This window comes from Burkholderia territorii (assembly GCF_001718335.1).
GTDB classification, from domain to species: Bacteria; Pseudomonadota; Gammaproteobacteria; order Burkholderiales; family Burkholderiaceae; genus Burkholderia; species Burkholderia territorii.
Window position 1 is genome coordinate 1939833 of record NZ_CP013365.1, and the last position, 11662, is coordinate 1951494.

Annotated in this window: 9 protein-coding genes; 5 read left to right on the plus strand and 4 right to left on the minus strand. The window is 67.3% G+C overall.

Annotated elements, in window-relative coordinates; translation table 11 throughout:
* Nucleotides 1-416: 416 nt before the first annotated feature.
* The 3 genes from WS51_RS08615 (at nucleotide 417) to WS51_RS08625 (ending at nucleotide 3929) form a co-directional block, all read left to right on the plus strand.
* On the plus strand, nucleotides 417-2129 hold the full coding sequence (locus tag WS51_RS08615; protein WP_059544321.1) for a M36 family metallopeptidase: 1713 nt from the start codon (nucleotides 417-419) through the stop codon (nucleotides 2127-2129).
* A gap of 78 nt (nucleotides 2130-2207) precedes the next feature.
* A complete protein-coding gene (locus WS51_RS08620; RefSeq protein WP_059799646.1) occupies nucleotides 2208-3461 on the plus strand; it encodes a M20/M25/M40 family metallo-hydrolase in 1254 nt (417 codons plus the stop codon).
* A 105-nt stretch (nucleotides 3462-3566) separates the two neighbouring features.
* On the plus strand, nucleotides 3567-3929 hold the full coding sequence (locus WS51_RS08625; protein ID WP_059504188.1) for a YbjQ family protein: 363 nt from the start codon (nucleotides 3567-3569) through the stop codon (nucleotides 3927-3929).
* A gap of 6 nt (nucleotides 3930-3935) precedes the next feature.
* Here WS51_RS08625 and WS51_RS08630 read toward each other — a convergent pair whose 3' ends face one another.
* From WS51_RS08630 to betC, 4 genes are all read right to left on the minus strand, one after another.
* Entirely contained in the window at nucleotides 3936-5186 is a 1251-nt protein-coding gene (locus WS51_RS08630; RefSeq protein ID WP_059447752.1) for an MFS transporter, read from the minus strand.
* A 229-nt stretch (nucleotides 5187-5415) separates the two neighbouring features.
* On the minus strand, nucleotides 5416-6555 hold the full coding sequence (locus WS51_RS08635; RefSeq protein ID WP_059451745.1) for a porin: 1140 nt from the start codon (nucleotides 6553-6555) through the stop codon (nucleotides 5416-5418).
* A gap of 256 nt (nucleotides 6556-6811) precedes the next feature.
* Nucleotides 6812-7780: a choline ABC transporter substrate-binding protein gene (gene choX, locus WS51_RS08640; protein ID WP_059504192.1), complete on the minus strand. Its 969-nt coding sequence runs from the start codon at nucleotides 7778-7780 to the stop codon at nucleotides 6812-6814.
* Between the two features lie 45 nt (nucleotides 7781-7825).
* Nucleotides 7826-9361, minus strand: a complete 1536-nt coding sequence (gene betC, locus WS51_RS08645) for a choline-sulfatase (RefSeq protein WP_059504194.1) — start codon at nucleotides 9359-9361, stop codon at nucleotides 7826-7828.
* Between the two features lie 202 nt (nucleotides 9362-9563).
* Here betC and WS51_RS08650 point away from each other — a divergent pair, with 202 nt between their 5' ends.
* Nucleotides 9564-10490 (plus strand): choline sulfate utilization transcriptional regulator, encoded by a 927-nt coding sequence (locus tag WS51_RS08650; protein ID WP_081051594.1) that lies wholly within the window; start codon nucleotides 9564-9566, stop codon nucleotides 10488-10490.
* 258 nt (nucleotides 10491-10748) lie between these two features.
* Nucleotides 10749-11636: a formyltetrahydrofolate deformylase gene (gene purU, locus WS51_RS08655; protein ID WP_059451749.1), complete on the plus strand. Its 888-nt coding sequence runs from the start codon at nucleotides 10749-10751 to the stop codon at nucleotides 11634-11636.
* Nucleotides 11637-11662 lie beyond the last annotated feature (26 nt).

Sequence of the window (11662 nt, forward strand, 5' to 3'; positions counted from 1 at the left end):
ATTCGCTGAACAATGCCGCCGATTGATCGAAGGACCGAAGCGGCCTTCGAAAATAAATTGCAATGTCGGCGAAAATATTCTGTAACATACCTCGCAATTAGATAGGCAGCCCTAAAGAGATGAGAGCCCGTGCCCGACGCAAGTCGCGCCACGCAGGCTGCCGAACCAATCAATGCCGATCCGAGGGGTATGACATGACGATGCTCGCTTCGCCGTCGCCGCACCTGCCTGCCGTTCGCTTCCCCGCCGCCGTTTCGCTCCGATTCTGTTCGACCTGACGCTTAGTCGTCCTTAGTCAGTCGACTCTCCCTGCACAGCTTTGCCGCACCGGTTCCATCGAGCCGGCGCGCGGGCCGTGTCGTGCCTGCTCGCCACGAGCGCGCGGGCGTGTCCAACCGTTGAGATGAGGATCACGTATGCAGACATCACGCAAAGCATTGCCGCTCGCCCTGGGTCTCGCGCTCGGTTTCGGCATCGTCGGCGGCAGCGCGGCCGATACCAAGGTCGCGAACCCGCAGGCGGCGAGCCTGCGCGAAAGCCTGACGCGCGGCGTCGCACCGGCCGCAGCCAAGGCCGACACGGCCGCCGGCCAGTTCCGCGCGGACGGCGTCGCCGTCACGCTGTACAACCCCGCATATCGCGCGAAGAAGGCGGCCGCCACGCCCGCCGCCACCGCGCGCGATTTCGTCGCGTCGCAGGCGACGCAGCTCGGGCTCGACGCGGCCGCACTCGCGAGCCTCGCGGTGACGTCGGAGCGAAACGACGCCGATTTCACCGTCGTGCGCTTCCAGCAGCAGGCGGCCGGGCTGCCCGTGTACGGCAGCGACATCGCGGTAACCGTCGCGAAGGACGGCCGCATCCTGTACGTCGCGAGCAACACAATCAACGGCGTGGTTGCCACCGCGCGCAAGGCGCAGGCCGTCGACCAGCAGCAGGCGCTCGACCGCGCACGCGCGTATCTCGGCGTCGGCGGCTTCACGAACCTCGACGCGCAACTCGTCGCGTTCGTCGACAAGGCCGGCACGCATACCGCATGGAAGGTGCGCGGCCGTCCGCAGGACGGCCCGAAAGGCGACTGGGAACTGCTGATCGACGCGGGCAGCGGCGAAGTGCTGCGCGCCGAGGACAAGGCGTTCTACGCGACCGACGGCACCGGTTTCGTGTTCCGGCCGGATCCGCTTTCGTCGACGAAGAGCAGCTACGGCAGCACGGGCTACAAGGACAACAACGACGCGGACTCCACGCAGCTCACGGCCTCGCGCGTACGCGTGACGCTGAAGGATCTCGCGCAGTCGAATTCACGCTACGTGCTGTCCGGCCCGTATGCATCGTGCATCGATTTCGACGCGCCGCGCGACAATGCGTGCCCGGCACAGGCGACGCCCGCATTCGAGTTCACGCGCGGCAACCTTTACTTCGAGGCGGTGAACGCGTACTACCACATCGACACGTTCCTGCGTTACGTGAACCAGACGCTCGGTATCAAGGCGATGCCGTACCAGTACACGGGCGGTGTGCAGTACGACCCGCACGGCGAATCGGGCGACGACAACTCGTCGTACTCGTCGAGCAGCGGCAGGCTCACCTTCGGGCAGGGCGGTGTCGACGATGCGGAAGATGCGGACGTCGTGATCCACGAGCTCGGGCACGGCATCCACGACTGGGTGACCAATGGCGGCCTGTCGCAGCAGGAAGGCCTGTCGGAAGGCACCGGTGACTATCTCGCCGCCGCATACAGCCGCGACTTCAACCAGTGGAGCCCGTCCGACACGCAGTATCACTGGGTCTACAACTGGGACGGCCACAACGAATACTGGGGCGGCCGCGTGACCAACTGGAACGTCGGGCGCACTTACGCGCAGGCACGCGGCGCCGAGATCCACACGGCCGGCCAGTACTGGGCATCGTGCAACCTCGTCGCGCGCGACGCGATCGGCGCGCAGGCGATGGACAAGGCGTTCCTGAAGGGGCTGTCGATGACCAACAGCTCAACGAACCAGAAGGCCGCCGCGCAAGCGGTGCTGACGGCCGCCGCCGCGCTCGGCTACAGCAGCGCACAGCTCGCGGCGATCGGCAACGCGTACAACAAGAGCTGCACGTACGGCGTGACCGTGCCGCAGAAGTCGTAATTCCGCAGCAGGCGGGGGGCGTCGCACGACCTGCGGCGCACCCTCTTCCTCGACATCGCCATCCTCACGAGATCGAACATGCCTACTCTGACATTGACCCGCCTGAGCGCCGCGCTGGGCGGCATGCTGCTGACCGCCGCCGCGCAAGCGACGCCGGTGTGGATCACGCTCGGCGACACCGCCTTGCGCCAGCTTCAACGCATCGATGCGAGCGCGACGGCGCAGTACAGCACGACGGTGGACGCTGGAAAAGCCGCCGACGGCACCACGCGCCGCGAAACCGTGCACGTCGTCGAGATCGACGATGCGCGGCTCGGCGAGCTCGCCCATGCGGTACACCATGCGCGCGGCCACGGACCCGGCTACATCGTGCACGACTCGTTCGACGACGCGCGCCGGGCATTGCAGCCGGCGCCCGCGACGCTCGCGAAACAGGCCGCCGCGACCGCCTACGCGGTGTCGAACGCACCGCAGATCAAGACCTGGATCCAGCAACTGCAGGCCAGCAACATCGCCGGCACGATCACGTCGTTGTCGGGGTTCACGAATCGCTACTACACGACGTCGCACGGCGTCGCCGCCTCGGACTGGCTCGCGCTGCAGTGGAAGCAACTGGCCGGCTCGCGCAGCGACATCGCCGTCGAGCAGTTCGCGCACACGGGTTTTCCGCAGAAATCGGTGATCCTGACGATCCGCGGCAGCGATCCGGCCGCCGGCACGGTCGTGCTGGGCGGGCACCTCGATTCGACGGTCGGCCGCACGACGGAGAACACGCGCTCGCCCGGCGCCGACGACGATGCGTCCGGCATCGCCAGCCTGACCGAAGCGCTGCGCGTGCTGCTCGCGAACGGCTACCGGCCGAAGCGGACGATCAAGTTCGTCGGGTACGCGGCCGAGGAAGCCGGGCTGCTCGGATCGAAGGCGATCGCGAAGCAGTTCCGCACGCAAAATGCGAACGTGGTCGGCGTGCTGCAACTGGACATGACGAACTACAAGGGCGATCCGAAGGACATCTACCTGATCACCGACTACACCAACGCCGCGCAGAACACCTACCTGACGAACCTGGCGAAGACCTACCTGCCGGAACTCGCGATCGGCACGTCGCAGTGCGGGTATGCGTGTTCGGATCACGCGTCGTGGAATGCGCAGGGCTACCCGGCTTCGTTCCCGTTCGAGGCCGATCAGAACGACAGTCCGTATATCCATACCGTGAACGACACGCTGGAGAATTCGGACCGGCAGGCGAACCACGCGCTGAAGTTCGGCAAGCTGGCGCTCGCGTATGCAGTCGATCTCGGCGGCGACGGCAGCGCGACCGTCAAGCGCTGACCGGGCCGCACCGGGCGCGCGCGCATCGTGCGCGCCCGGTCGAAGCGCGTTTCCCGTTCCGGATAGAATCGTCGTTCGATCACTTCCGCGCGACGGCGCACCGCCATGACCGACCTCTCCCGCTTCACCGACGATCTCTCGCCCGAACGCGTCACGACCGCGTTCGACCTGCCCGGCCACACGACCGTCCGATCGCTCGGTGTCGCGCAGGGCATCATCGTGCGTTCGCGCTCGATCGTCGGCTCGTTCGGCGCGGCGCTGCAGACCATCTTCGGCGGCAACATCACGCTCTATACGTCGCTGTGCGAGAAGGCGCGCGAGCAGGCCTTCGACAAGATGCTCGCCGACGCGCGCAAGCTCGGCGCGAACGCGATCGTCGCCATGCGCTACGACTCGACCGAGATCGGGTCGGGCGTGACGGAAGTCATCTGCTACGGCACGGCCGTGCGCGTGACGCCGGATGCCTGACGCGCGTCATGCGTCGCGTTCGAGCGACCGCATGTTGGTGAGCTGAGGAAACAGTTTCATCCACGTCAGCGCGACGGCGATCGTCGCCGCGCCGCCGACGACGATCGCGGCCGGCGCGCCCCACCACGCGGCCGTCACGCCCGATTCGAATTCGCCTAGCTGGTTCGATGTGCCGATGAACAGCGAGTTGACCGCGCTCACGCGGCCGAGCATGTCGTCGGGCGTACGCAATTGCACGAGCGACAGGCGCACGACGACGCTCACGACGTCCGACGCCCCCAATGCCGCCAGCGCGACGAGCGACACCGCGAAATGCCGCGACAGCCCGAACACGATCGTTGCGATACCGAACGCGATCACGCCGCCGAACATCGCGCGGCCCGGCCGGCCCTTCAACGGAAAACGCGTGAGCCATAGCGTGCCGGCGAGTGCGCCGACCGCGGGCGCCGCGCGCAATGCGCCGAGCCCCCACGGCCCGACCTGCAGGATGTCGCGTGCGTAGATCGGCAGCAGCGCGGTCGCGCCGCCGAACAGCACCGCGAACAGGTCGAGCGACAGCGCACCGAGGATCGCCGGTTCGCGCCGGATGAACGCGATGCCGGAAAACACCGATCGCAGCGTGACCGGCTCTCGCGCGGGCGGCGCGCTGCGCAGCGGAATCGTGCCGCTCAGCACCGCCGCGATCGCGAATGCGACGACGCTCGTGCCGAACGCGGCGGGCGCGCCGATGCCATACAGCAGGCCGCCGAACGCAGGCCCGAGAATCTGCGCGGCCTGGTTCGCGGACGTCGACAGCGCCGTCGCACGCGGCAGGTCGCCGCGCGGCACGACGGCCGGCAGCAGCGACGACACCGACGGCGATTCGAACGCGCGCGCGGTGCCGACGATCGCCGCAAGCGCATACACGCCCGGTGCGGTGAGCCATCCTTTCGCGGCGCCGAGCAGGAACACGCCGGCGGCCAGCGCCTCGACGCCCTGGCAGATCGTCGCGATGCGGCGTCGATCGTAGCGGTCGGCCACCTGCCCGACGACGAGCGTCAGCGCGAACATCGGCACGAACTGCGCGAGCCCGACGAGACCGAGCGCGAACGCGCTGTGCGTGAGCGCATAGACGTACCAGCCGATCGCGACCGACAGGATCTGGAACGCGAGCGACGACATCACGCGCGTGCCCCAGAAGCGCTGGAACGGCGCGTGGCGAAACAGGTTGGCGGGTAACGGCGACGGCGAACGGGATTCGGGTAACGGAGCGGTCATCGAAGGGATGTCATCGGAGAAAGGCCGGCGCCGCACGATGCGGCCAAACCGCGATGATAGCTTCAACCGCCCCGTCCCTGCCCGATGCCTGTCGCGCGCACGCGGCCCGCACATGTCGCGCAGTGCGATACCGAATCGCATCCCGCCGACGCACAAAAAAAAAGCGCGAACCGCGGTTCGCGCCAAAGAGAGACCTCGCTGAAGACGTCGAAAGAACTACCCGCTCCGCTCAGAACGAATGCCGCATCCCGATCCGCACGTCGGCCTGCGTCTGCGTCGTCGACGGCGTGAAGCTGTAGCCGATCACCGCATCGACACCTTGCGAAGCACGCAGGTAATCGCCGGAGATGTACACGTCGGTGCGCTTCGACAGCAGGTAGTGCAGGCCGGCCGTGCCCTGGTTCCAGTGGTGGCCTTCGAAACGCGTGTGCTGGTAGCCCGCGATGAAGCTCAGTGCCGGCGTGAACTGGTACATGCCGCCGCCTTCGTACACCTGCATGTGCGACGACTGGCCGAAACCCTTGATCGTCGTGTACGAGAAGTTCGCGTCGAGCGACAGCTTGCCGATCGTGTAGCTCGTGCCGATGCCGAACGTGCCCTGGCTGTCGACGTCCATCGCGGTGTTCGCGAACAGGTCGGTGCGCGCGCCGGTCGCCGGATCGACGGTCACGGTCTGCTGGCCGAGGAACGTATGCGTGCCGATCATCGCGTACGGATCGAACGCATAGATGCCGTTCGGGTTGTTCAGGCGCGTGTAGGCGGCGCCGATCGAGAAATCGCCTTTCGTGTAGCTTGCGCCCGCGCTCCATGCGCTGTTGCGATGGAAGTTGCCGGCAACGTTGCCGAACGAGTACATCGCACCGAACTTGAAGCCGCTCAGGTCGTTCGACAGGAACTTGACCGAGTTCGGCAGGCGGTCGCCGTTGAAGCGGTCGAAGTCGCCCTGGTGGATCGCGTAGCCGCTGCCCCATGCCGAGATGTTGTAGATCGACACGAGCTCGTTGGTGATGTCCAGCTGGTTGCCGAACGACAGCGTGCCCCAGTCGTTCTGGAGACCGACATAAGCCTGCCGCCCGAACTCGGACCCGCCGAAGCCGAGCTGCCCGTTACCGAGGTGGAAGCCGCTCTCGAGCGCGAACACGGCCTTCAGGCCGCCGCCGAGATCTTCCGTGCCTTTCAGGCCGAAGCGGTTCCCGTAGGCGACGCCGTCATCGAACTTGACGACGTGCGAACCGCCCGTGTTGTTCACGTACGTAATGCCCGCGTCGAGAATCCCGTACAGCGTCACGCTGCTCTGCGCATGGCCGATGGCGGGAATACAGGCCGCGCATGCCAGCGCGGCGGCAACGGCAACTTTCTTTTGCTTCATTGTCGACCACCCTCCCTGAACCCTTCGATGGAAAGAACCGTGGCCTGGCGCGCGCAGCAATACGCCGGCTGATTCGAATTCGGTACGTCCGATGGCTTCGGCATTTCGTTTTCCGCAATAACGCAGCCATTGGCGAAAAATACAAACCCATATTTCGGGTCACCCGTCTGAAGGCGACACCAAATGGTCTTGATGCGACGGGTCGGGAAAACACGGAGACGGGCGGCACGGCAAAAACCGGCCGCCCGGAGGCGGGTCAGCGGGCGTCGAGCGCGGCGCGAACGGCCGGCAGGGCCGGCGTGCCGGACGCGGTCGTGACCCCGTCCAGCCAGCCCTCGACGAGCGCCGGCTCGGCCTTCAGCACGTGCTGCGCCGCGAGCGCGGGCGACGTCTTGTTGTCGAGCATGTCGGCGATCATCCGGTTCTCGACGTCCACGGAGAACGTCATCTGCCGGAACAGCCGCGCCAGATTCGCGCACTGGCCGGCAAAGCCGGCGCGCGTGACCGTGTTGACGGTCGCGCCGCCATAGTTCGGGCCGAAATATGCGTCTCCGCCCGACAGGTAGGTCAGATGGAACTTCGTGTTCATCAGGTGCGGCTCCCACGCGAGAAAGACGATCCAGCGCTTGTCCCGCACCGCGCGCTCGACCTGCGTGAGCATCCCCGTCTCGCTCGACTCGACGAGCGACCAGTTCGCGGACCCGAGCGCGTGTTCGGACAGCATCCGCTTGATGTTCTGGTTCGCGGGCGCGCCGGGCTCGATCCCGTAGATCTTGCCGCCGAAGCGGTCCGCGTAGCGCGCGAGATCGGCGAATGTATGCACGCCGGCCGCCGCGACGTAGTCGGGCACGGCCAGCGTGAACTTCGCGCCGCTGAGGTTAGCGTGCAGCACGTCGATGGATTTCTCGTCGACGAACGGCTTCACGAGCGGCGCCTGCGCGGGCATCCAGTTGCCGAGGAACACGTCGACCTGGCCTTTCTTCAAGCCCTGGTACGTGATCGGCACCGACAGGTTCGCGACGTCCTGCCGGTAGCCGAGCGCCTTCAGCACGACGCCGGCCATCGCGTTGGTCGCATCGATGTCGGTCCAGCCGGGCGCCGCCATCTTCACGTCGCGACACGTCTGCGGATCGGCGGCGTGCGCGGACTGCATCGCCACCACGCACGCGGTCGCGGCGAGTGCCGCGCCGAGCCTCCGGATTGCTGCATTGCATTGCCGTTTCATGATTCGCTTCCTCCGTCGTTCGTCAATGATCGCGATGCGGACCGTTCAGCGCCCGACGCGCGGAAAGCGCGCCATCGCTTCGAGTGTGTCGAGTTCGATGTGATTGCGCATGTAGCGCTGGCTCGCATCGGCAAACGGCTGCCAGTCCCATGCCTGGATGCGCCCCTGCGTCGTCGCCGCGTAGTGGAACCGGCGCCGCCGCTGGCTCGCGCGCACCTGGGCGTCGAGTTCCGGCAAGTTCCAGCGCCGCGCGGCCTCCGTGCGGAATTCGGCGAGCACGTCGGCGGCTTCGGGCAGGCCGGCCAGGTTCGTACGCTCGCGCGGATCGTCGGCGAGGTTGTAGAGCTGGTCGGGATCGGCCGGGCAATGCACGTACTTCCAGTCGCCGCGGCGGATCATCACGACCGGCGCGACCGCGCCTTCCGCGAGATATTCGCCCAGCGCGACGTCGTGCGCCGGTGCGCCCCGCAGATGCGGCACGAGGCTCGCGCCGTCGACCGCGTCCGGCCAGCCGCCGGCCGGCGCCACGCCGGCCAGGTCGACCAGCGTCGGCAGCAGGTCGACGTGCGACACGGGCCCGCGCACCCGCGCGGCATCGAAGCGGCCCGGCGCGTGAACGATCAACGGCACGCGGCAGCCGCCTTCGAAAAACGTCATCTTGTACCAGAGGCCGCGCTCGCCGAGCATGTCGCCGTGGTCGGACGTGACGATCACGATCGTGTCGTCGGCGAACCCGCATTGCTCGAGCGCGGCCAGCACGCTGCCGAATTGCGCGTCGACGTAGGACGTCGCGCCATAGTATGCGCGGCGCGCGGCGCGGATCTGCGCGTCGGTGGGCGGCGTGCGGTCGTTTTCGCAGACGAAGCGCAGCCGCTGCGAATGCGGATCGCTATCGGCCGCATCGAGCCGCACGGCCGGCATGTCGATTTCGTCGTCGCTGTACAGATCCCAGTATTCGCGCGTGATCGCGTACGGATCGTGCGGATGCGTCAGCGACACGACCATGCAGAACGGCCGCTCGTCATGCCCGGCCGCACGCTCGCGCGCGACGTCGTACAGCTTCTGCTTCGCCGCGAACGTGACCTCGTCGTCGAAGTCGAGCTGGTTCGTGCGCACGCACGGGCCGGCGTCGAGCACCGAGCTCATGTTGTGATACCAGCTCGGCCGCTCGGTCGGCCGATCCCAGTCGGGCACCCAGCCGAAGTCGGCGGGATAGATGTCGGTCGTCAGCCGCTCCTCGAAGCCGTGCAGCTGGTCCGGTCCGCAGAAATGCATCTTGCCCGACAGCATCGTGCGGTAGCCGCCCGCTCGCAGATAGTGCGCGAAGGTCAGCGTTTGCGCCGGCAATTCGGCGGCGTTATCGTAGGCGCCGATACCGGACGGCAGCTTGCCGGTCAGCAGCGAGAAACGCGACGGCGCGCACAGCGGGCTCGCGCAATACGCGGCATCAAACACGACGCCTTGCGACGCGAGCCGGTCGAGCGTCGGCGTGCGGGCGACGCGATTGCCGTAGGCCGGCAATGCGAACGGCGTCAACTGGTCGGCCATCAGGATCAGGATGTTGGGAGTCGGGTTCGTCATCGGCGGTCGTGGGGAAATCGGTGTTCGAACGGAACGGCGCGACGCTTGCGCAGCGGCGCGGCCAGCATGACGGACGCAGCGTGAAGAAAGTACCGCGCGCACCGGCCGCGACTGGCTAGAATCGCGGAAGGACGGGCACGGTGCCGTGTCGTCCGAATCACTATCCCCCGCCCGAATTCGCGCGGGAAGGCGTCCGGCCCTTATGAGGCCATTAGAGAGACTTATGTCGAAATCCGAACCGTTACCGTCGATGCAGGCGCTGCGCGCGTTCGAATCGGCCGCCCGTCTCCAGAGCTTCACGGCCGCCGCGCGCGAGCTCGGCTCGACGCAGCCGGCCGTGAGCCAGCAGGTGTTCCAGCTCGAGGCGGAACTCGGCGTGCCGCTGTTCGAGCGCAGTCCGCGCGGCGTCACGCTGACGAGCGACGGCCAGTGCCTGTACGAAGCCGTGCGGGTGAGCCTCGACACGCTGCGCGGCGCCACCGCGACGCTGCGCGCGCGCCGCGAGCATGGCGCGCTCACGATCGTCACGGATTTCGGTTTCGCGACCTACTGGCTGATGCCGCGGCTCGCGGGCCTGAAGCGCGTGATGCCGGACGTCGACGTGCGGGTCGTCACGTCACAGGATTACGACGCGCAGCGCGACCATGCCGACATCGCGATCCTGTTCGGCGACGGTCACTGGCCGTCGTGCACGGCCGCGCGGCTCTTTCCGGAATCCGTCACGCCCGTCTGCTCGCCCGCGTTCCGCGCCGCGCACCCGCACGTCGCGCGGCCCGACCATCTGCATGCGCTGCCGCTGCTGCACGTGCAGCCGACGCGCCCCGAGCGCTGGCTGTCGTGGGCCGGCTGGTTCGACGCGCATGGCCTCGACGCGCCGGCCGCCGCGCGCGGCGTGACCTTCAACAGCTATGCGCTCGTGATCCATGCCGCGCTGCTCGGCGAGGGCGTCGCGCTCGGCTGGTCGCCGCTCGTCGACGAGCTCGTCGCGTCCGGGCAGCTGGTGAAGCTCGTCGACGCCCCCGTCGTCACGTCGCGCGGCTACTTCCTCGTGCGTCCGCCGCAGCGCCCCGAGCCAGATGCGACCCACGTGTTCCGGCGCTGGCTGCTGGATGCGTGCGCGCCTGCATGAATGGCGCTCCGCTGAAGGGAATACTTTCCTGACGCCGGCGGGGCTCGCCGCGCCAACGTCGCCCGACGCCCGCTGCCCGGCCGGCCCGAAGCCCCGCCCCGCCCGGCCGCACTGACGCGCCGATACCAGCCACACGGCGGGTTGGTTCTATCCGCACTCGAAACGTCCTGATTTACTTGAGTCTCCCGCTACCCGCGCGACGTGACGCCATGGTGCGCCGCCGCGCGGATTCGCCCCCGAAGACATCCGAGGAATCACATGACCGCCGACTCACGCCCCGATCAATTCGTCCTGACGCTGTCGTGCCCGAGCGCGGCCGGCCAGGTCGCCGCCGTCGTCGGCTTTCTCGAGCGCCATCGCTGCTACGTCGACGCGCTGAACGTGTTCGACGACGATCTCAGCAACCGCTTCTTCGTGCGCTGCGTGTTTCATCCGACGGATGAGACGCTGCAGATCGACGCGTTGCGCCAGGAGTTCGGGCCGATCGCGACCGCGCTCGGCGGCGGCGGCGAAGGCGACACGCAATGGGCGATCCACGACGTGAACGCGCGCCCGAAGGTGCTGATCATGGTGTCGAAGCTCGAGCACTGCCTCGCCGACCTGCTGTTCCGCTGGAGGATGGGCGAGCTGAAGATGGACATCGTCGGCATCGTGTCGAATCATCCGGACTTCGAACCGCTTGCCGTGCAGCACGGGCTGCCGTTCCGCCATTTCCCGATCACGGCCGACACCAAGGCGCAGCAGGAAGCGCAGTGGCTCGACTTCTTCGAATCGAGCGGCGCCGAACTCGTGATCCTCGCGCGCTACATGCAGGTGCTGTCGCAGGAAACCAGCGCGAAGCTCGCGAACCGTGCCATCAACATCCATCACTCGTTCCTGCCCGGCTTCAAGGGTGCGAAGCCGTATCACCAGGCGCACGCGCGCGGCGTGAAGCTGATCGGCGCGACCGCGCATTTCGTGACCGACGATCTCGACGAAGGTCCGATCATCGAGCAGGTGGTCGAGCGCGTCGATCATGCACTGCGGCCCGAGCAACTGCTGGCAGTCGGCCGCGACGTCGAATGCATCACGCTCGCACGCGCGGTGAAGGCGTTCATCGAGCGCCGCGTGTTCCTGAATGGCGACCGGACGGTGGTATTTCCGTAAGCACATCGCTTCGGCGAGCAGCCAAC

What these genes read in the sequence shown, in the direction of transcription:
- WS51_RS08615 (WP_059544321.1), top strand. Translation starts at nt 417, where the DNA reads ATGCAGACATCACGCAAAGCATTGCCGCTCGCCCTGGGTCTCGCGCTC.
- WS51_RS08620 (WP_059799646.1), top strand. Translation starts at nt 2,208, where the DNA reads ATGCCTACTCTGACATTGACCCGCCTGAGCGCCGCGCTGGGCGGCATG.
- WS51_RS08625 (WP_059504188.1), top strand. Translation starts at nt 3,567, where the DNA reads ATGACCGACCTCTCCCGCTTCACCGACGATCTCTCGCCCGAACGCGTC.
- WS51_RS08630 (WP_059447752.1), bottom strand. Translation starts at nt 5,186, where the DNA reads ATGACCGCTCCGTTACCCGAATCCCGTTCGCCGTCGCCGTTACCCGCC.
- WS51_RS08635 (WP_059451745.1), bottom strand. Translation starts at nt 6,555, where the DNA reads ATGAAGCAAAAGAAAGTTGCCGTTGCCGCCGCGCTGGCATGCGCGGCC.
- choX (WP_059504192.1), bottom strand. Translation starts at nt 7,780, where the DNA reads ATGAAACGGCAATGCAATGCAGCAATCCGGAGGCTCGGCGCGGCACTC.
- betC (WP_059504194.1), bottom strand. Translation starts at nt 9,361, where the DNA reads ATGACGAACCCGACTCCCAACATCCTGATCCTGATGGCCGACCAGTTG.
- WS51_RS08650 (WP_081051594.1), top strand. Translation starts at nt 9,564, where the DNA reads ATGAGGCCATTAGAGAGACTTATGTCGAAATCCGAACCGTTACCGTCG.
- purU (WP_059451749.1), top strand. Translation starts at nt 10,749, where the DNA reads ATGACCGCCGACTCACGCCCCGATCAATTCGTCCTGACGCTGTCGTGC.